This window comes from Streptomyces sp. NPDC015125, from assembly GCF_043080045.1.
Classification (GTDB): domain Bacteria; phylum Actinomycetota; class Actinomycetes; order Streptomycetales; family Streptomycetaceae; genus Streptomyces.
In genome coordinates this window covers 180,535-200,546 of sequence record NZ_JBIBVF010000009.1, presented here as the reverse complement: position 1 = coordinate 200,546, position 20,012 = coordinate 180,535, and the positions used below count along the sequence as shown (strand labels likewise).

General features: G+C 73.4%; 15 protein-coding genes. 8 read left to right on the top strand and 7 right to left on the bottom strand.

Going from position 1 to position 20,012, the window contains the following annotated elements; genetic code table 11:
- Nucleotides 1–225: 225 nt before the first annotated feature.
- Nucleotides 226–1,131 carry a DUF3027 domain-containing protein gene (locus ACF088_RS21355; protein WP_392377389.1) on the bottom strand — a complete coding sequence of 302 codons (906 nt, stop codon included), beginning with the start codon at nucleotides 1,129–1,131 and terminating at the stop codon, nucleotides 226–228.
- Nucleotides 1,132–1,450: 319 nt separating this feature from the next.
- Between ACF088_RS21355 and ACF088_RS21350 the strand changes: the two genes are divergently transcribed.
- The 4 genes from ACF088_RS21350 to ACF088_RS21335 all read left to right on the top strand — a co-directional run bounded on the left by ACF088_RS21350 (nucleotide 1,451) and on the right by ACF088_RS21335 (nucleotide 5,196).
- Complete coding sequence (locus ACF088_RS21350) at nucleotides 1,451–2,953, top strand: MFS transporter (RefSeq protein WP_392377335.1); 1,503 nt, start codon at nucleotides 1,451–1,453, stop codon at nucleotides 2,951–2,953.
- A gap of 70 nt (nucleotides 2,954–3,023) precedes the next feature.
- The gene (locus ACF088_RS21345) at nucleotides 3,024–3,527 is read left to right on the top strand and encodes a hypothetical protein (RefSeq protein ID WP_392377334.1); all 504 of its coding nucleotides are present in this window, start codon (nucleotides 3,024–3,026) and stop codon (nucleotides 3,525–3,527) included.
- A gap of 26 nt (nucleotides 3,528–3,553) precedes the next feature.
- Nucleotides 3,554–4,348, top strand: a complete 795-nt coding sequence (locus ACF088_RS21340) for a futalosine hydrolase (RefSeq protein ID WP_392377333.1) — start codon at nucleotides 3,554–3,556, stop codon at nucleotides 4,346–4,348.
- Nucleotides 4,345–5,196, top strand: a complete 852-nt coding sequence (locus ACF088_RS21335; RefSeq protein WP_392377332.1) for a 1,4-dihydroxy-6-naphthoate synthase — start codon at nucleotides 4,345–4,347, stop codon at nucleotides 5,194–5,196. Before ACF088_RS21340 ends, ACF088_RS21335 begins: the two co-directional genes overlap by 4 nt.
- A 115-nt stretch (nucleotides 5,197–5,311) precedes the next feature.
- On the opposite strand, the gene ACF088_RS21330 is transcribed toward ACF088_RS21335, so the two are convergent.
- Nucleotides 5,312–5,695, bottom strand: a complete 384-nt coding sequence (locus ACF088_RS21330) for a cold-shock protein (protein ID WP_018089689.1) — start codon at nucleotides 5,693–5,695, stop codon at nucleotides 5,312–5,314.
- 238 nt (nucleotides 5,696–5,933) lie between these two features.
- Between ACF088_RS21330 and ACF088_RS21325 the strand changes: the two genes are divergently transcribed.
- A complete protein-coding gene (locus ACF088_RS21325; protein WP_392377331.1) occupies nucleotides 5,934–6,194 on the top strand; it encodes a hypothetical protein in 261 nt (86 codons plus the stop codon).
- Here ACF088_RS21325 and ACF088_RS21320 read toward each other — a convergent pair.
- Together ACF088_RS21320 and ACF088_RS21315 are read right to left on the bottom strand one after the other, a co-directional pair.
- A complete protein-coding gene (locus ACF088_RS21320; RefSeq protein ID WP_392377330.1) occupies nucleotides 6,149–6,796 on the bottom strand; it encodes an HAD family hydrolase in 648 nt (215 codons plus the stop codon). The genes ACF088_RS21325 and ACF088_RS21320 overlap by 46 nt on opposite strands.
- A gap of 171 nt (nucleotides 6,797–6,967) precedes the next feature.
- Complete coding sequence (locus tag ACF088_RS21315) at nucleotides 6,968–8,212, bottom strand: hypothetical protein (protein ID WP_392377329.1); 1,245 nt, start codon at nucleotides 8,210–8,212, stop codon at nucleotides 6,968–6,970.
- A gap of 246 nt (nucleotides 8,213–8,458) precedes the next feature.
- Here ACF088_RS21315 and ACF088_RS21310 point away from each other — a divergent pair, with 246 nt between their 5' ends.
- Entirely contained in the window at nucleotides 8,459–11,101 is a 2,643-nt protein-coding gene (locus tag ACF088_RS21310; protein ID WP_392377328.1) for a helicase-associated domain-containing protein, read from the top strand.
- A 225-nt stretch (nucleotides 11,102–11,326) separates the two neighbouring features.
- Nucleotides 11,327–12,979, top strand: coding sequence for a DNA repair helicase XPB (locus ACF088_RS21305; RefSeq protein ID WP_392377327.1), 1,653 nt, complete (start codon nucleotides 11,327–11,329; stop codon nucleotides 12,977–12,979).
- Nucleotides 12,980–13,105: 126 nt separating this feature from the next.
- On the opposite strand, the gene ACF088_RS21300 is transcribed toward ACF088_RS21305, so the two are convergent.
- Nucleotides 13,106–14,347 (bottom strand): glycosyltransferase 87 family protein, encoded by a 1,242-nt coding sequence (locus tag ACF088_RS21300; RefSeq protein WP_392377326.1) that lies wholly within the window; start codon nucleotides 14,345–14,347, stop codon nucleotides 13,106–13,108.
- Between the two features lie 292 nt (nucleotides 14,348–14,639).
- Entirely contained in the window at nucleotides 14,640–14,906 is a 267-nt protein-coding gene (locus ACF088_RS21295) for a hypothetical protein (RefSeq protein ID WP_392377325.1), read from the bottom strand.
- Between the two features lie 573 nt (nucleotides 14,907–15,479).
- On the opposite strand from ACF088_RS21295, the gene ACF088_RS21290 reads away from it, so the two are divergent.
- Nucleotides 15,480–17,489, top strand: a complete 2,010-nt coding sequence (locus ACF088_RS21290; RefSeq protein ID WP_392377388.1) for a HelD family protein — start codon at nucleotides 15,480–15,482, stop codon at nucleotides 17,487–17,489.
- A 73-nt stretch (nucleotides 17,490–17,562) separates the two neighbouring features.
- Here the strand turns inward: ACF088_RS21290 and ACF088_RS21285 are convergent, their stop codons facing one another.
- Nucleotides 17,563–19,932 (bottom strand): protein kinase, encoded by a 2,370-nt coding sequence (locus tag ACF088_RS21285; protein ID WP_392377324.1) that lies wholly within the window; start codon nucleotides 19,930–19,932, stop codon nucleotides 17,563–17,565.
- Between the last annotated feature and the right edge of the window lie 80 nt (nucleotides 19,933–20,012).

Below are 20,012 nucleotides of genomic sequence, written 5' to 3'. Positions count from 1 at the left end.
CCGTCCCGGGCGGGAGGTGGTGGGCCGGAGGGGCCTGTGTGGTGGACGTAAAGCGAAGCAGTCCACCACACAGGCCCCGGAGGCCCGCCACCGGCACCCACCACGAACAGCAAGCGGCCCCCGCCCAAACACCACCCCCGCCGGAGGCGAAACGCGAAACGGCGCCGCAGAAAACAACGTGGGGCCGGGGGCCCAGCGCGCCAGCGCGCCCCGCGCGCCCCGCGCCTAGCTGTGACCCAGCTCCTCGGCGGGCCCGGTCTCCTCGACCGACCCCCCGTCCCGCTCCGGACGCAGCGACAACGGCTCGACCACCGTCTCGTCGACCACCGGCGCGGCCGGCCGCGGCGGTTTCGGCATCACGGCGGCCTCGGAGTGCGCACCGCACCCGTACGCGAGGGAGACGACCCGGCCGTCCGCCGGGGAGAACTCATTGGCGCAGACGCCGAAGGCCTGGCCCAGGGAGCCGGGGAGCAGAGTGAGGAAGCCGCAGGTCACGCAGGTGGCGGGGGCCGCCTGGGCCATGGGGGTCTTGGCCCCGAAGGCCTCTTCCCAGCGGTCGGCGGCGGTGTGCAGGCCGTAACGGGAGAGCACCCGGGCGCGGCGCATGCCCAGTTCCTCGGCGACCGCCGCGATGCTGCCGCGCTCGGGGGCGGGCTGGATCGCGGGCGAGCCGGGGACGACGTCCGCTTCCTCGGAATCGGCGACGTCGGCGGCCATGCCCTCGGCGAGGGGGGAGTTCGGCGGCGGGGCGTCCTCGCCGGTGTAACCGGGCTCCAGGCGCAGGTCGTCGGCCTCGGTGGGCAGCAGATCGCCGGGGCCCATGTCGCCGGGGCGCAGCCGCTCGCTCCACGGCACCCACTCCGGTGCGAGCAGCGCGTCGGGGCCGGGCAGCAGGACCGCCTCGTCGAGCGTGACGACCTTGGCGCGGGAGGCCCGGGCGACCGTCACGGCCCAGCGCCACCCGCGGTAGCCGGGCTCGTTGCAGGCGAAGAGGTGGGTGACGACGCGGTCTCCGTCGGCCACCGCATCGATGTGCTCGCCGACCATGCCGGGCAGTGCGGCTTCCTCCGCCGCCTCCCGGGCAAGGTCGACCGCCTCGGCGCACAGGCGGTCAGGGGTACGGCTTCGCATCGCAGCACTCACAAGAATCGATTCTCTCTTCTACGCCGTCTCACGAGTGCGCCAGCCGTAGCTGTCCTTGTCCTGTCCGGACGACCGGCGGTACCGGGGCGGGCGGAGCGGACCAGAGGACCGCGTCGACGTCCGCGCCCGGTCGTTTCGGTCGAGCGCACCTCTTGCATCCCATTCTGCGGGATCGCGCGGAGGCACGCGGCCAAGAACGACCGCCGGTGGCGCGCTACACACGCTACCCCTTCAACGGTGTACGACCCCTCGGTGGGAGGGCAAATGTCAGCACCGGCGACCGCGGGCGGGTACGCCTCGCGCGCCAATGTGGAGAAAGTGCCCTCTCCTGGGCGAGTTGGGGCACTATGACCAGGTGGCTGCCGCAAGGGCGTCGAAGGTGTCGAGGGTGTCCAGGACCTCAGGGAAGTCGTCGCAGGTGTCGCGCGCCTCGACCCGGGGCGGATACGGGGCCGGCCGGACCCGCCGGGCGGGCCGGGTTCTGGGCCGTGCGCTGCACAGACCCTTCACCGGCGCGGCGCGGGGGCTGCGGCGCGCCACGCATGCGCACGGCGCGGGCGAGTCGGGTCTGGGCAAGCTGATCGAACTGCATGCGGTGAACTCCGCGGGCGACGTCATGATCACCATCGCGCTGGCCTCGACGGTGTTCTTCGCGGTGCCGACGGACCAGGCACGGGGCCGGGTGGCGCTGTATCTGGCGGTGACGATGGCCCCGTTCGCCCTGCTCGCGCCGGTGATCGGGCCCCTGCTGGACCGGGTGCCGCACGGCCGCCGGGCGGCGATGGCGGGCGCCATGCTGGCCCGGGCGCTGCTGGCGGTGACGATGTCGGGCGCGGTGGCGACCGGCGGGCTGCAGCTGTATCCGGCGGCGCTGGGGGTGCTGGTGGCGTCCAAGGCGTACGGCGTGGTCCGCAGCGCGGTGGTGCCGCGGCTGCTGCCCCCGCGGATCTCGCTGGTCAAGGCCAATTCGCGGGTGACGCTCGCGGGGCTGCTGGCGACCGGGGTGGCGGCGCCGGCGGGGGCCGGGCTGCAACTGCTCGGGCCGGCCTGGCCGCTGTACGGGGCGTGTGCCGTATTCGCCGCCGGGACGGTCCTGTCGTTCTCCCTGCCGCACAAGGTCGACTCGGCGAAGGGCGAGGGCCGGGCCCGGCTGGCGTCCCGGGAGGCGTCGGCGCGGTCGGCGGCGGGCGCCAAGCGCAAGCCGGGCCTGCGTACGGTCGGCCCGTCGGTGCTGCACGGTCTGCAGGCCAATGCCGCTCTGCGGGCGCTCTCCGGTTTCCTGACGTTCTTCCTGGCCTTCATGCTGCGCGAACATCCGCTGGGCGGGCTGGGTCCGGCGGCCTCGCTGGGGCTGGTGGTGGTGGCCGCCGGTACCGGAAACGCGCTGGGGACGGCGGTCGGCGCCTGGCTCAAGGCCCGCGGACCGGAGCCGATCATCGCGGCGATGCTGGGGCTGGCGCTGTGCGCGACGGTGCTTGCCGCGGTGTTCTACCCGGTGCTGGCGGTGGTCGTGGTCCCCGCGGCAGCGGCCGTCGCGGGGCTGTGCCAGGCGCTGGCGAAGCTGTCGCTGGACGCGATGATCCAGCGCGATGTGCCGGAGGGGGTGCGCACCTCCGCGTTCGCCCGGTCCGAGACGGCGCTGCAGATGTCGTGGGTGGTGGGCGGCGCGATCGGGATTGCGCTGCCGCTGATCGGCACGGTGGGGATGTCGGTGGCCGCGGGGCTGGTGGCGCTGGGCGTCGTGCTGGCCGTACGCGGACTGCTGGGCGCGGCCCGGCGGGGCGGTACGCCGGCCCCCCGGGTGGCCTGACGTCCGACGGGCAACGCGGCACGCCGTACCCGGGCGTGGCGTGAGCTGGGGCGCCAGATAGCCTGCCCGTATGACCGCTGCGTTGATCTCCTGGGGCAAGGGCCGCCGTGCCGCTGCCGCCATCGGTGCCGTGTCCCTGGGTCTCCTCACCCTCTCCGCCTGCGAGAAGCCGACGTCGCTCGCGACCGTGACCGTCGGTTCGACGACGGTGCAGGCCGAGGCCACCCCCGGCTGCGACGGCGAGGGCAAGGTCCTCTCCAAGAAGGCCGTCACCGCCTGCATCACCAAGAAGGGCGGCAAGACGATCACCGTCCACCCCGGTGAGAAGGTGCGCGTCGGCGTCGACCCGGAGGTCGCCAAGTCCGGCTGGATCGTCATCGGTGCCGGCCCCGTCATGCGCGAGCCCAGCAAGCAGACGTACCGCAGCTTCGACGCGGACAGCCTCTTCATGCAGCAGAACCCGCAGACCGGCCAGGCCTCGTACTCCAAGAACGTCACCCTCCAGGTCGCGGAGCTGAGCGGCAGCGACGGCCCCAAGACCCTGTGGCACTTCACCCTGAAGCAGAAGGACTGAGACAGCTGAGGCGGGAGGGCCGTTCGATGCGGGTCCTGGTCGTCACGGCGGTGGCCGCCGAACGCGATGCGGTGGCTGCCGCGGCAGGGCCCTGCGACGAGGCGGCCCTGCCCGGCGGGTACGCGCTGCGGTGTGCGGCGGGTTCGCCGGTGGCGCTCGATGTACTGGCCGCCGGTGTCGGCCCGGCCGCCGCGGCCGCCGGTACGGCCACCGCACTGACCGCCGCCGCGCTCGCCGGAGCGCCGTACGACCTGGTCGTCTCGGCCGGTATCGGCGGCGGCTTCGCCGCATCCGGCGCGGCCCTGGGCTCCGTGGTGGTCGCGGACGCGATCGTCGCGGCCGACCTGGGCGCCGAGACCCCCGACGGCTTCACCCCGGTCACCGAACTCGGCTTCGGGACGGTGGCGCACCGCCCCGACCCGGCGCTGGTCACGGCCGTCGCCGCGGCGGCCGGTGCGGCATCCGGCACCGTCGTGACCGTCTCCACGGTCACCGGCAGCGCGGACCGCGCCGCCGAGCTGGCGGAGCGTCACCCGGGGGTGCTGGCCGAGGCGATGGAGGGCTTCGGGGTCGCCGAGGCGGCCGCCGCGCACGGTGTGCCGGTGCTGGAGATCCGTACGGTCTCCAACGCCGTCGGCCCGCGCGACCGCGCCGCCTGGCGCATCGGCCCCGCCCTCACCGCCCTGACCGGTGCCTTCCGTACGCTTCCCGGAGCGCTGACGGCCGCCACCGGACCGGCTCCGGCTGCCGCTCCGGATCCTCCCCCACGCTCGACTTCGCTCACGCGGGGGACCCCCACATCCCCGAGGAGGGCCCCGTGACCCGGCCGCTGAACATCGCGTACTCGCCGTGCCCGAACGACACCTTCGTCTTCGATGCGCTGGCGCACGGCCGTGTCCCGGGCGCGCCGGAGCTGGCGGTCACCTTCGCCGATATCGATATCACCAACGGCATGGCCGAGCGCGGTGAGTTCGATGTGCTGAAGGTGTCGTACGCGGTGCTGCCGTGGGTGCTCGACGACTATGCGCTGCTGCCCTGCGGCGGGGCACTGGGGCGCGGCTGCGGGCCGCTGGTACTGACCAGGGAGCAGGGGCCGGCCGCGGATCTGGCGGGCAAGACGGTCGCGGTGCCCAGTGAGCGGTCCACCGCGTATCTGCTGTTCCGGCTGTGGGCGGCGGCCGAGGTGCCGGGCGGGGTCGGGGAGATCGTGGTGCTGCCGTTCCACGAGATCATGCCGGCCGTGCGCGACGGCAAGGTCGACGCGGGCCTGGTCATTCACGAGGCGCGCTTCACGTACCAGAATTACGGCCTGGTCCGCCTGGCCGACATGGGCGAGCACTGGGAGCTCACCACCGGCCTGCCGATCCCGCTCGGCGCGATCATCGCCAAGCGGTCGCTGGGCGAGCAGGCGTTGCGCGAGCTCGCGGCGGCGGTCCGCAGCTCCGTGCTGATGGCCTGGGACGACCCCGAGGTCTCCCGGCCGTACGTCCTGGAGCACGCCCAGGAGATGGATCCGAAGGTCGCCGACCAGCACATCGGGCTGTACGTCAACGAATTCACCGCCGACCTCGGCGAGGACGGCTACGCCGCGGTGCGCGGACTGCTCACCCGCGCCGCGGCCGAGGGGCTGGTTCCGCCCCTCGGCCGCGATGCGTTGCACTTCGTGTGAAATACGCAGCGTTTGAGGTGTGCCGCGTCTGAAGTGTGCTGTGTGTGAAGGACGTGCTGTGTGTGAGGTGTGCCGCGTGTGACGGCCGGGGTCGGCCGCCCGCGAGCGGGCGTGCTCAGACGTCCAGTTGGTCGGCGACGGCGCGCAGCATGCCGGCGATCTTCGCGCCGTGCACCTTGTCCGGGTAGCGGCCGCGCTCCAGTTGCTGGGTGACGTTCTCCAGCAGCGTGGTCAGGTCCTGGACGATCGAGGCGAGTTCATCGGGCTTGCGGCGCTGCGCCGCGGCCACCGAGGGTGCGGGGTCGAGGAGCGTCACGGTCAGCGCCTGATCGCCGCGCTGGCCCGCGACGACGCCGAATTCGACGCGCTGGCCAGGCTTGAGTGCGGCTACGCCGTCGGGCAGCACCGACGAGTGCACGAAGACGTCACCGCCGTCATCGCGGGAGAGAAAGCCGAAGCCCTTCTCACTGTTGAACCACTTGACCTTGCCGGTAGGCACGTCTGTCCTCGTCCTCGTACTCGTTGGAAAGAAACGTTGAAATCTGGAGCCGGGTCTACTGCGGAGACTGCGGGGTGGGTGTCCCCCCGCTCAAGCGAAGCCGAGAGTGGGGAGGGGCTGGAAAGCAGTGCAGCGGGCCGCAGGACCCGCCATCACCCAGGCTAATGGTCCCAAGGCCGGTGACAAGACGCCGCCGGGTGGATCCTCGGTGCTTCTCGCCCGGACTTACCCTGGTCAGGTGTCTGACGAAACTCCCCAGGCCGGGGATCTGCTGGTCCGAATCGGCGCGATCATGTTCCTAGTTGGCGCAGTGGCCACTCTCGCGACGGTGCTGCCGCTGTTCCTCGGGACCGAACCGCTGCCGTCCGTCTTCTACTGGCTGTGCATGCTGATGGGGCTCGGTTTCCTCATCGCGGCAGCCGGAGTGATCCGTTCCGCCACCGCTCAGCGCCGTCAGGTGGCGGCGCCGTCGCCGCCGTCCGCGCCCTCGGCCACATAGCGCTCCAGCCAGGACGGAAACTCCGTCAGATCGGCGAGCACCACCTCGGCACCGGCGTTGCGCAACTCCGTGGCGTCGCACGGGCCGGTGGCGACCGCCACGGACAGCGCGCCCGCGGTGTGCGCCCCCACGACGTCGCCGGTGTGATCGCCGACGTAGACCGGCGCATGCTGCGTGCGCAGGGCCTCGGCCTTGCGCTCCGCCCACAGGGAGCCGAAGAGGGCGTCCACGTCGAGGCCGAGGTGTTCCAGGTGGAGCTTGGCGTTGGGCTCGTACTTCGCCGTCACCACGATCGCCCGGCCGCCCGCCGTGTGTACCGCGTCGATGGCCTCCCGGGCGCCGGGCAGGGCGGGCGTCGCGGCGATCGCGTACTCCGGGTACAGCGCGCGGTAGAGCCCGGCGATCTCCGCCACCCGCTCCTCGGGGAACCACTGGCGGATCTCCTCCTCCAGCGGGGGCCCCAGCCGGCTCACCGCGAGGTCGGCGTCGATCACGGTGCCGGTCCTGGCCGAGAGCTCCTGATACGCGGCCTTGATGCCCGGGCGGGAGTCGATCAGCGTCATGTCGAGGTCAAAGCCGACCGTCAGAGGGTGCGCAGCCATGCCTGCCATTGTGCCTGCGGCCACGCCCCGGCCGGGAGGAGGGGGCGGCCCCTGGCTCGTCCCGGCCGGAGGCCCCTGGCTCGCTCCGGCCGGGCGCTCCTGGCTCGCCCCGGCCGGGCGCTCCTGGCTCGCTCCGGCCGGCGGGGCGAGGACCCTGGTGGTCCTGCCTCCTCACCGCGGCACCCGGCGCATCCGCCACACCAGGAACAGCGCCGAGGCGACCGCCGCCACCCGCACCACTCCCGGCAGTCCGTCGAGCATCTCCTGCCCCAGCCGCCCCTGTGCGATCGGCTCGCCCCAGCGTCCGTCGAACCGGCCCCACAGCCACACCACCAGACCGCCGACGACGGTCCCCGGCACGCCGAGCGCCGCGAACTTGGCCTCGGCCCGGCTCAGCCGCCGTGAGACGTAGGCGAGCCCCCAGCCGCCCGCCAGCGCGAGCCACGCCCCCAGCGCCGCACCGGCCACCAGCAGCAGCACGGCCAGCGTCAGCACCGGGCTGAGCGGCGCCCGCGCCGCCACCACCACGGCGTCTTCCCCGGCTTCGGCCACGGGCGCCGCACCGGCCCCGGCGCCGCGCCGCCGGCCGAGCACCCGCCGGACCAGCCGCCGCAGCGGACGTTCCGCCGGCGCCGCGCCGTCCTCGTCCGCGCCCTGCTCCTCGGCTCCCCCGGCCCCGTCCTTCGTCATCGGCACCGGGTCGCTCTTCGGCCGGTCCCATATCTCCGGGATCTCGATCCCGCCGACGAACCCCGGAACGGTCTCGCCCGGCCCGAACGGTGCCGGCTCCACCCGCCACCAGTCGGGCGCGTCACCGTCGTCGCCCAGCTCGTCCAGGCCGGCCAGATGCGGCGGCAGGCCGACGGACGGGGGCGCGGTGTCCGGCCCGCCGTCGCGCGGGGCGGGCACCGTGCCGAACGGGGCGTCCTTGCCGTACGGGGCGTCCTTGCCGTTCGCGGGCGGCTTGCCGGTCGGCCCGCCGCGCCAGGCCAGGCCGGTGAGCTTCTCGCGCGCCGCGGCCCACGGGCGGGCGGGCACGGCGGGCTGCGACGGCTCCGCGGGCGTCGGGCCGAGCGGTACGGAGGGACCGGCTCCCGTGACTCCGGCTCCCGTGACCCTCCCGGCCTCCGGTCCCGACCGCGGCTCCGGGCCGTGCCGCGGCTCCGGGCCGCCCCAGGACGCGCCCGGCACCCGGTCGTCCGCGCTCCCCGCGGCCGCGACCACCGCCTCCGGCGTCCCCAGCCGCGCCAGAATCCGCTGCACACCGGATACCGAATCGGTTTGCTGTCCGTCTATCTCGGCCCGGAGCCCGGTGACCAGCCGCATGCGCGTGGCGGAGGGCAGTCCCCGCTGCTGGGCCAGGTCGCCCACCCGGCTCAGATAGTCATAGACGAGCTGATCGCTCTCGATCCCCACGAAATCCCCTGCGGCGTCCGCTGGTTGCTGCCCCGACGGTACCGCCTCGGCCGCCTGCCGGGCCGGAGGCCGCGGGGGTCGGGGCAAGGTGGCGTACGCGGGGCGCGCCCGGGATGCGTACGCGGGCGGGCGGGCGGCTGCAGGCGTGGTGTGGCGGGGTGGCGTACGCGTGGCGTGGCGGCGTTCCGTGGATACCGTGCCACCGCTCGGTGCCCCGTCCGGCCTCGCCCGGCTAACGTAGGACGAATGACCGGTACCCCCCGCACCCTCGCCGAGGAGCTCAGGACCCGCACCGACAGCGGGCTCGTCGGGCTGCTGCGGGCACGGCCCGACCTGCTCAATCCGGTGCCGGGCGACGTCACCCAGCTCGCCACCCGGGCCGGGACCCGCGCGTCGGTCGTCCGCGCGGTGGAGCGGCTCGACCGGTTCGTGCTGCAGACCGCCGAGGCGCTGGCGGTGGCGCCCGACCCGTGCCCGTACGACACGCTGGGCGCGCTGATGGGCGGGGACGCCGGGGACCCGGCGGTCGCCGCCGAGCTGCCCCGGGCGGTGGCCGAGCTGCGGGCGCAGGCGCTGGTATGGGGCCCGGACGACCGGCTGCGGCTGGTGCGTACGGCCCGTGAGCTGCTCAGCCCCAGCGCCGCGCATCCGTCGCCGACCGGTCTGGGGCCGACCGTCGCCGAGGCCTCGGCCGGTATGTCGCCGGGGCGGCTGCAGGAGATCATCGCGGCGGCCGGGCTGCCCACCACCCACGATCCGGTCACCGCGGTCGCCGCGCTCTCCGGGCTCTTCTCCGACCGCGCCCGGATGGCGGCGCTGCTGGACACCGCGCCCGCCGCATCCGTCGCCGTCCTCGACAAGCTGCTGTGGGGCCCGCCGTACGGCGGGGTCACCGACCGCCCGGCCCCGCATCTGCAGTGGCTGCTGGACCGGGGTCTGCTGATCGCGACGGGCGCCCGCAATGTCGTGCTGCCGCGGGAGGCGGCGCTCCATCTGCGCGCCGGGCGCGCCCATCACACCCCCGAGCCGGTCCCGCCCGCGCTCTCCCCGGCCACGGAACGCGATCCACAGCTTGTGGACAACGCCGCCGCGAGCCAGGCGTTCACCGCGCTGGCAACCGTCGAGGAGCTGCTCAAGGAGTGGGACCTGGGCGGTCCTGGCGTCCTGCGCGCCGGCGGGATGAGCGTCCGCGACCTCAAGCGCACCGCCGCCGCCCTGGACACCACCGAGCAGCTCGCCGCCTTCTGGCTCGAACTCGCCTACGGGGCCGGGCTGATCGCCTCCGACGGCGAGGCCGATGAGCGGTTCGCGGCCACCCCGGCCGCCGAGGAGTGGCTGCAGCTGCCCGACCACGAGCGCTGGGCCGTGCTGGCCGCCGGCTGGCTCTCCGCGACCCGCACCGCGGGGGTCGTCGGCACCGCCGACGCCAAGGGCCGGGCGCTGGCCGCCCTCGGCCCGCACCTCGACCGCTCGCCCGCCCCCGAGGTCCGCCGCCGCGCCCTCACCCTCCTCGCCGGCCTGCCGCCCGGCACCTCCGTACCGGCGGCGGCGGTCCGCTCCCGGCTGCAGTGGGAGCGTCCGCTGCGCAGCGGCGGGGCCGCGGGCCAGGCACCGGCATCACCGGTGGGTCAGGTCCCGGCACCGGCCACGGGTCGGAATCCGGCCACGGCAGGGGCTGCCGTCGATGGCGGCGCGCCGCCGCCCGGACCCACCGGCACCGCTTCCGGCCCCGCCGTCCCGGGCGGCTCCGCTCCCGCCCCCGCCGACGACCTCCGCTCGCGTCTGGCTCAATGGACGCTGACCGAGGCCGAGTTGCTCGGTGTGACGGGCCGCGGCGCACTCTCCGCCCACGGCCGCGCACTGACCGACACCACCTCGCAGTCCGCCGCGGCCGCCTCCCCCGCGTCCGCCGCGGCCCCCTCCCCCGCGGACACCGACGCCGCCGCGACCCGGGCCGCCGCCCTCCTCGCCCCCCTCCTCCCCGAACCCGTCGACCACGTCCTCCTCCAGGCGGACCTGACCGCCGTCGCCCCCGGCCCGCTGCACCGCCCGCTCGCCGAGGCGCTCGGCGTGCTCGCCGACATCGAGTCCAAGGGCGGCGCGACGGTCTACCGCTTCACCCCCGCCTCCGTACGCCGCGCCCTGGACGCCGGCCGCTCGGCCGCCGAGCTGCAGGACTTCCTCACCACCCACTCCCGCACCCCGGTCCCCCAGCCACTCGCCTACCTCATCGACGATGTGGCCCGTAAGCACGGCCGACTGCGGATCGGCGCGGCCACCGCCTACGTCCGCTGCGACGATGACGCGCTGCTCTCCGAGATCCTCGCCGACCGCCGCGCCGCCACCCTCCGGCTGCGCCGGCTCGCCCCGACCGTGCTCGCCGCCCAGACCGCCCCCGACCAACTCCTCGACGGCCTCCGCGCGATGGGCTACGCCCCGGCCGCCGAGTCCGCCGCCGGTGACGTACTGATCGCCCGCGCCGACACCCACCGCACCCCGCCGCGCACCGCCCCCACCCCGGTGCCCGACGGCCCGCCGTCCCCCGACCCGACCCTGCTCACCGCGGCGGTACGTGCCATCCGCGCCGGCGACCTCGCCGCCACCGCGGAACGCAAGCCCGTCCACGCCCCCACTCCGGCCGCCCCCGGCGCGCTCCCCCGCACCACCTCCGCCGAGACCCTTGCCACCATGCAGGCCGCGGTGCTGACCCACTCCGCCCTGTGGATCGGTTACGTCAACGCCGACGGCGCCGCCAGCCAGCGCGTCATCGCGCCGGTACGCGTCGAAGGCGGCTTTGTGACGGCCTACGACCACACCTCCGACGAGGTGCGCACCTATCCGCTGCACCGGATCACGGGAGTGGCGGAGCTGGCGGACGACTCGGTCTGAGGGGCGGGCGACGGGCCTGGCGGGAGCACGGCGGACGCCTCGGCCCGGGGGCCCTGGAGGAGGGGCCGCCCTTCCCTCGCTGACGACCGCTGCGCAATGCGGCACACTGGACGTTTGGCCGTATGTGCGGTCGAGGTCTGCGGCCGCAGGCTGTGGCCGTGATCAACGGTCGAGGTCTGGCGGCCGGTCCCAGCGGCCGACGGCCGGGAGTGAAAGGCGAGGCGCGTGAACGGACCCCTCATCGTCCAGAGCGACAAGACGCTGCTGCTGGAGGTGGACCATGAGCTGGCGGACGCCTGCCGGCGGGCCATCGCGCCCTTTGCCGAGCTGGAGCGGGCGCCGGAGCACATCCATACCTACCGGGTGACGCCGCTCGGGCTGTGGAACGCGCGGGCGGCCGGGCACGACGCCGAGCAGGTCGTCGATGCGCTGGTGCAGTTCTCGCGGTACCCGGTGCCGCATGCGCTGCTCGTCGACATCGCCGAGACGATGTCCCGCTACGGGCGGCTGACGCTCACCAAACACCCCGCACACGGCCTGGTGCTGAGCACCACCGACCGCCCGGTGCTGGAGGAGATCCTGCGCTCGAAGAAGGTGCAGCCGCTGGTCGGGGCGCGGCTGGACCCGGATTCGGTCGTGGTGCACCCCTCGGAGCGCGGGCAGATCAAGCAGACGCTGCTCAAGCTGGGCTGGCCGGCCGAGGACCTGGCCGGCTATGTCGACGGCGAGGCGCATCCGATCGAGCTGGACGAGAACGGCTGGGCGCTGCGGCCGTATCAGCAGCAGGCGGTCGAGGGCTTCTGGCACGGCGGCTCGGGTGTGGTCGTGCTGCCGTGCGGCGCGGGCAAGACGCTGGTCGGGGCGGGCGCGATGGCGCAGGCCAAGGCGACCACGCTGATCCTGGTGACGAATACGGTCTCGGCCCGGCAGTGGAAGCACGAGCTGGTGAAGCGGACCTCGCTCACCGAGGAAGAGATCGGCGAGTACAGCGGGACGAGGAAGGAGATCCGGCCGGTCACCATCGCCACGTACCAGGTGCTGACGACCAAGCGGAAGGGCGTCTACCCGCACCTGGAGCTGTTCGACTCCCGGGACTGGGGTCTGGTCATCTATGACGAGGTGCACCTGCTGCCCGCACCGGTCTTCAAGTTCACCGCGGATCTGCAGGCGCGGCGGCGGCTGGGGCTGACCGCGACACTGGTGCGCGAGGACGGCCGGGAGTCGGATGTCTTCTCCCTCATCGGGCCCAAGCGCTTCGACGCGCCCTGGAAGGAGATCGAGGCGCAGGGGTACATCGCCCCCGCGGACTGTGTCGAGGTGCGGGTCAATCTGACCGACTCGGAGCGGCTGGCGTATGCGACCGCCGAGACCGAGGAGAAGTACCGCTTCTGTGCGACCACCGCCAGCAAGCAGCACGTGACCGAGGCGCTGGTCCGGCGCCACCAGGGCGAACAGACGCTGGTCATCGGGCAGTACATCGACCAGCTGGACGAGCTGGGCGAGCATCTGGACGCGCCGGTGATCAAGGGCGAGACCACCAACGCACAGCGCGAGAAACTCTTCGGCGCCTTCCGGGAGGGCGAGATCTCGGTGCTCGTCGTCTCGAAGGTCGCGAACTTCTCGATCGACCTTCCGGAGGCCACGGTCGCGATCCAGGTGTCCGGCACCTTCGGCTCGCGCCAGGAGGAGGCCCAGCGGCTGGGCCGGGTGCTGCGTCCCAAGGCGGACGGGCACGAGGCGCGGTTCTATTCGGTCGTCGCGCGCGACACCATCGACCAGGACTTCGCGGCCCACCGCCAGCGCTTCCTGGCCGAGCAGGGCTATGCGTACCGCATCGTGGACGCGAATGAGCTGCTGGCGGCGGACGAGGACGTCTGAGCCGGGCGGCGCCACGGCCTCGGCGGACGGGGCGTCTGAGCCGGGCGGCGCCGTGGCGGGCGCGGGCGCCGGGAGGGCCGGCGGCGCGACGGCGGGCGTCGCTGCCGCCGGTGGGTGGGGTCCGGCTCAGACCGCCCGGGCCCCGCTGGGGGCCGCGCTGGGCAGCTGCTGCTCGGCGCGCGGCGCCGGGAGGCGGCCGACCGCTGCGGCGGGGGTGCCGGAGGGCTTCCGCGTCCACCGGACCACGGCCGCCAGCAGGGCGAGACCGAGCAGCGGATACGGGGCCGCGAACGGCTGCTGCCACCACGCGAAGTGCAGGTCGAGATCGCCGGTGTGCGGGATGATCCACATCGTGCGGGCGGCGAAGGCGAGGGTGACGGCGGCCAGCAGCACCCTGCGCCACGGGCTGCGCCGGGTACGGGCGGCGAGCGCGATGAGCAGCGGCACACACCAGACCCAGTGGTGGGACCAGCTGATCGGCGAGACCAGCAGCGCCGTGATCGCCGTACACAGCACACCCCAGCTGTCCAGACCGCGCCGCAGATACACCCGGCGGGCGGTGTAGAGCCCCGCCGCGGCGGTCAGCAGCGCGGGCACCGCCCAGAGGAGGCCGGGCTCGGGCTGGTGCAGCACGCGGGTGATCAGGCCCTGGAGGGACTGGTTGTCGACGATCCAGACCTTGCCGACCCGGCCGGTCTCGAACATCCGCTGCGTCCAGTACTCGATGCTGGCAGCGGGCAGGACCAGCCAGCCCAGCAGCGCCGAGGCCAGGAACCCGCCGAGGACGGTGAAGGCGGCCTTCACCCGGCCGGTGACGAGGAGATAGACGCCGAAGATCGCGGGCGTGAGTTTGATGCCCGCCGCGATGCCGGTGGCGAACCCCTTGAAGCGGGCGCCGTCCGGACGGGAGAGGTCCCACAGGACCAGGCAGGTCAGTGCGAGGTTGACCTGGCCGAAGACAAAGGTCTGGAAGACCGGCTCCAGCCAGAGGGCGAGCGCGGTGGTGGCGAGGATGACGGGCGCGGTGCAGGCAGCCTTGCGCAGGCCGGCTGCCTTGCAGGAGAGATGGATCAGCAGCGCGAGGAGGGCCGCGTTGACGAACACGACCACGACTTGGAGAGTGCCGAGCGAGAGCCAGGTGGTCGGTATGAAGAGCACGGCCGCGAAGGGCGGATAGGTGGCCGGAAGTGCCCACTTGGTGACCGTGAAGCCGTAGAGATCACCGCCCACCGAGGCTGCCTGGCCCTCGGCACGGTAGACCGCTATGTCGGACATCGGCAGCGGCAGGACCTGGTACAGCAGCCATAGTCCGGCGAGTGAGGCCATGAGCAGCACCACTGCGATCGCCAGGCCGCCGGGGCGGGCCATGCCCTGCCCCCAGGTCCGTCTCCACGTCCGCGTCCTGCCGCCGGCAGACACCAGTTGTCCCCTCCCCGTAGCCCTGCGTGCGCTCTCTTCGGCGACGCTAGTGGATCGAGACCGACGGGCCGTAACGGTTTCCGGACAGCCGGATGGCGACTCGGGTGGGGCGGAGCGAGGTGGGGCGGAGTCGGGTGGGGCGGAGTCGGGTGTTCGTGAAGTCGGGTGTTCGTGAAGTCGGGTGTTCGTGGAGTCAGGTGGGTGTGGCGTCAGGTGGGTGTGGCGTCAGGTGGGTGTGGCGTCAGGTGGTCGTGGCGTCGCCGTTGTCGTGCCGGGCGTTCGTGGTATCAGGCGTTCGTGCTTCGTCCGCGTACTCGCCCATGACGACGACGCTGAAGGTGGCCGTGGCGAAGACCTTGATCGCGCGGAGTGCGTTGCCCACGGCATAGCGGTGCTCGTGGACGGGGGCCGCACCGCGTCCGGGGTCCGCGCCGAGGGCCGTGGCGCCCTTGACCGGGTGGACAGAGATCGGGTGGACAGAACCTGGGGGAATCGCTGCGCTGCTCATGTCTCCATGATGAAATTCACGCGATTGCAGCACATCGGTCCATAGGTCCATCCCTGGGGCCGGACGTCAGTCTCCAGACCCACTCGCCCCCCTACGGGAGGCCTACGGCGCCCTCAGGGTTCGTTCGCCCCGAAACGACCGCCGCAATGCCGCCGGAAATCCGTTGGCGCCGTTCTGAGCCGCTGACTACAATCGCGCGTCTGCCTGCCTCCCGTCGAGGAGTGCCGCCGACCGGTCGGAAACCGGACGGTTCTTCGCTTCACGCCGCTGACCCGCGCACCGCCTGACCCGCGCTACGCACCGACACCGGCCCGCCGCGCCCGCTCGCCCTGGCGCGCCCGCCGAAGTACCCGCCACGGAGGCAACGCCGTGCCCTCGCACGCCCACCCGTCACCCGACCACCACCCCTCATCGCCGACGCTCCGCGCCGAAAGCCATCCCCCGTCACCCGACCACCACCCCTCAACGCCGACGCTCCGCGCCGAAAGCCATCCCCCGTCACCCGACCACCACCCCGACGCCGTCCCCGACCCCGACCCCGACCCCGACCCCCTCCAGCGGGAAAAGTCCCATCTGGCCGCCTCCCGCGCGGCACTGCGTGCCATGCGCGAGGACGCCGAGGCGCTGAACATCGCCGATGTCACCGCGAACTGGGTCAACGCCGAGGTCCTCCAGGGCGAGCTCGACGCCCGGATCAAGGCGCTCGCCGACCTCTCCCACACCCCGCTCTTCTTCGGCCGCCTCGACTATCTCCACGCCCCCGGCGTCGACCTTGCCGAAGGCGCCACGGGAGAGAACTTCTACATCGGGCGGCGGCACGTCCACGACGCCGACGGCGACCCCATGGTCATCGACTGGCGCGCGCCCGTCTCCCAGCCGTTCTACCGGGCCTCCAAGAAGGACCCGATGAACCTCGGACTGCGCCGCCGCTTTGGTTACACGGCCGGCGAGTTGACCGCCTACGAGGACGAGCACCTCACCGACCCCACGGAGGCGGAACAGACCAGCCGGCTCCTCCAGACCGAGATCGAGCGCCCGCGCGTCGGCCCCATGCGGGACATCGTCGCCACGATCCAGCCGGAGCAGGACGAGATCGTGCGCGCCGGCATCGGCGGCTCGGTCTGCGTACAGGGGGCGCCGGGCACCGGTAAGACGGCGGTCGGCCTGCACCGTGTCGCGTATCTGCTGTACGCGCACCGCGAGCGGCTGGCCCGCGCCGGCACCCTCGTCATCGGCCCGAACCGCTCGTTCCTCCACTACATCGAACAGGTGCTGCCGACGCTGGGCGAGCTGGAGGTCAAGCAGGCCACGGTCGACGACCTGGTCGGCCATGTGGACGTGCGCGGCACGGACGAGGCCGCCGCCGCGACGGTCAAGGGCGACGCACGCATGGCGGAGGTACTGCGACGGGCGGTCCGCTCGCACATCACCATGCCGCAGGAGCCCTGCGTGGTCGTCCGCGGCTCCCGCCGCTGGCGCGTACCGGCTTACGAACTCGAAGAGCTCGTACAGCAGTTGATGGACCGCGACATCCGCTACGGAGCCGCCCGCGAGGCGTTGCCCCAGCGGATCGCACACTCCGTGCTGGTGCGGATGGAGCAGGCGGGAGAGGCCCCGGACGACCGGGTACAGGACGCGGTGGCCCGTAACCCCGCCGTGAAAGCCGCGGTCAAGGCGGTCTGGCCGCCGGTCGACCCGGCAAAGCTGGTGCTGCGGCTGCTGGGCGACGCGGAGTTCCTGGCCGAGCAGGCCGAGGGAATCCTGACGCCCGAGGAGCAGAAGACGATCCTGTGGACCAAGCCGGCCCGCAGTGTGAAGAGCGCCAAGTGGTCTTCCGCGGACGCGGTGTTGATCGACGAGGCGATGGACCTGGTCGCGCGCACCCACTCCCTCGGCCATGTGGTCCTCGACGAGGCGCAGGATCTCTCCCCCATGCAGTACCGCGCGGTCGGCCGCCGCTGCACGACGGGCTCCGCGACCATCCTCGGCGATATCGCCCAGGGCACCACCCCCTGGGCAACCCACACCTGGGAAGAGGCCCTGGCCCACCTGGGCAAGCCCGGCTCGGCCGTCGAGGAACTCACCCAGGGCTTCCGCGTACCGCGCGAGGTCATCGCCTACGCGTCCCGGCTGCTGCCCGCCATCGCCCCCGATCTGACGGAGGCCACCTCCATCCGCGAGTCGGCGGGCGACTTCGAGATCCGCCCGGTCGAACCGGCGGACCTGACCGCCGCCACCCTCGCGGCCTGCGACGATGCGCTGACGAAGGAGGGCTCGATCGGCCTGATCGCCGCGGAGGCCCGTATTCCGACGCTGCGCACGGCCCTGGAAGCAGCGGGCATGGCCTGCCTGGCTCCCGGCGAGGAGACCTCGGCCGAGGCCCGGCTGACGCTGGTGCCCGCCACCCTCGCCAAGGGACTGGAGTACGACTACGTCGTCCTGGAGGAGCCGGCCGCCATCGTCGACGGCGAACCGGACGAACGCACCGGCCTGCGCCGCCTGTACGTCTGCCTGACCCGGCCGGTGTCCGGCCTGACGGTGGTCCATGCGGCGGCACTGCCGGAACAGCTGGCCGGCCGCTGAGGGCCGGACGGCGGGGGGCGGCCGACGACGGGAACGGCAGCGGCGGCCGGCCGGCTGGCCGGCCGGGGCAGCGTCAGGCGACCTTGGCGCAGATCATGGTCCGTCCGTCGTAGACATTCCACGAGTAGCGGTAGTGGCCCGGATCGGCCGGACAGGCATTCGTGCCCGCCGCGGACGGCAGGACGGCCGTGACCTGCATGAGGTAACTGAACTCCCGGGGCACCTGACCGGCGCTGCAGCTCCACGCGGTGAGGAGGTTCGCGGGGCCGGGTTGGCCCCCCGCGGCCTTGGCCAGGAAGCACTGACCCGTGCGGAACTGCCGCTCCACACACAGGTTTGTGGACCCGCCATCGGCACTCGTGTGCCACCAGCCGCCGCGCCCCCCGCCGGACGCGCAGCTGCCCCCGGGCCGGGTCACCCTCAGCACCCGCAGATAGGCGTTGGCCGCACCACAGCCGACCTGCTCGGGCGCCGACCGGCTCCACCTGCCGTAGCCGTTCTGGTACGCGTCGAGGCAGTCGCCGCTCCGTACGGAAGCAAAGGCGCGGTCGGCCGCGCTGGGGGTGCGGGACGCGGGAGTCGTGGGCGCGGATGCGGTCTCGCCGCTTGTGGAAGTGCCGCTTGTGGAAGTGCCGTTCGTGGAACTGCCGCCCGTGCCTGTAGAGGTGCTGCCCGTGCCCGAAGAGGTGCCGGTCGTCGACGTGGAGCCGGTCCCGCCGCTCGTGTACGTACCGGCTGTCGTGGCGGAGCCGAGCCCGCCGCTGGTGTACGTACCGCTCGACGTACTGCTGGAGGTCCCACTGCTGGAGCTGCCGCTGCTCACCGAACCCGCGGTGTCGCTGCCGTCCCAGGGCTTCCAGATGAAGACCACGAACGCGATGGCCACGATCACGGCCCAGAAGCAGCCCGACGAGGAGTCGACCTTCTGCGCAGCGGACGAGGACGAGGGCGAGGGCGAGGGCGAGGACTGCGACCGGGATGTGGACGGGGATCGGGACGGGGACGGGGACGGGGACGCGGACGGGGACGGGGCCGTCGCACCGGGCTTCGGGCGGGACGGCGGCCGGGACGAGGAGCCCGCGCCCGCCTGCCCCGAGGCCCGCGCCCGCTTCTCGCCCTGCTTCTGCTTCTCCTGCCGCTCCCTCTGTCCCCTCTGTCCCCCCTGTTCCCTCTGCTCCCTCTTTTCCCTCTCCGCTTTCCGCGCCTGTTCGGCGCGCTGTTGCTGCTCCCGCTCCTCGCGTGCGCGGCGCTGCTTCTTCTCGTTCTCCGCGGTCGCCCGCGCCCTGGCCGCCGCACGCCGGCGGTCCTCCGCCTCCCTGCGCTCCCGGGCCGCACGCGCCTTGCGCTCCCGCTCGGCACGCTCCTGCTCGGCGAGTTCCCGCTCGACACGTTCCCGCTCGGCGCGCTCCCCTTCCTCCTGCTCCTTTCGCGCGGCCCGCTCCTCGGTGTAGACCCGGGTGGGCCCCGGCGGCGGCACCTGCCGCGTCCGCTGATCGACCGTGAGCCCGTCCGCTCCCTCCCCGCCCCCGTTCTCGCGTAACGCGCGCCCCTGGGCCTCGTACGCCGCGATCAGCGCGGTCCACCGCGGCGGCAGCCAGCGCTCGCCGCGCGGCGAGGTGGGTGCCCGGTCGAGTTCCTCCAGGAACTGGCGCAGTACGTCGGCGGGTTCCGGCCGTTCGTCCGGAACGGCGGCCAGGCAGGGGCGGATCAGCGGGGCGAGTTCCTTGGGCAACCCCGTCAGATCGAGTGCGCCGCGCTGCACGAGGGTCAGCAGCCGGATCGTGTCAGCGGTATCGGGGTAGGGCGGGCGGCCGACGGCGAGGTGAAAGAGCGTGGCGCCCAGCGAGTACACATCGGACGCCGTGGTGGAGGGCTCGGCGCGCGCCTGTTCCGGCGAGGTGAAGGCGATGGTGCCCAGCGTCAGCGAGGTACGCGTGATGTCGTTGGCGTGCGAGATGCCGAAGTCGATCAAGCGGGGCCCGGCCAGCGGCAGCAGGATGTTCTGGGGTTTGACGTCCCGGTGGACGATGCCCGCGTCGTGCAGGATCACCAGGGCCTGCGCGGTGCCGGCCGCGATCCACCGCACCGCCGAGCCCGGCAGCCGTCCCTCGCTGCGGACGAGTTCGGACAGCGCAGGCGCCGGTATGTACTCGATGGCCATCCAGGGGCGCTCGGCGTCCGGGGCGGCTCCGCGCACCCGGGCCGTGAAGGCACTGTCGATCCGCCGGGCCAGCGTCACCTCGCGAGCGAACCGCCGCCGGTCGGTTGCGCTGACGAGGCCCTCGGCCAGCAGCGTCTTGACCGCGACGAGCGAGCCGTCCACCGTGGACCGCGCCAGATAGATCCGCCCCATACCGCCCGAGCCGAGTCGCCCCAACAGCCGGTAGACGCCCAGCTGCTGCGGATCGTCGCCACCGAGCGGCTGCATTCCGATGCCGGTCATGCCGCGTCACCCTCCCCCTGGTCCCGCTGCCGTGACACCTGTCACACAGTGGCACGGCGGCGGGAGTTGAGGAAGCTGGC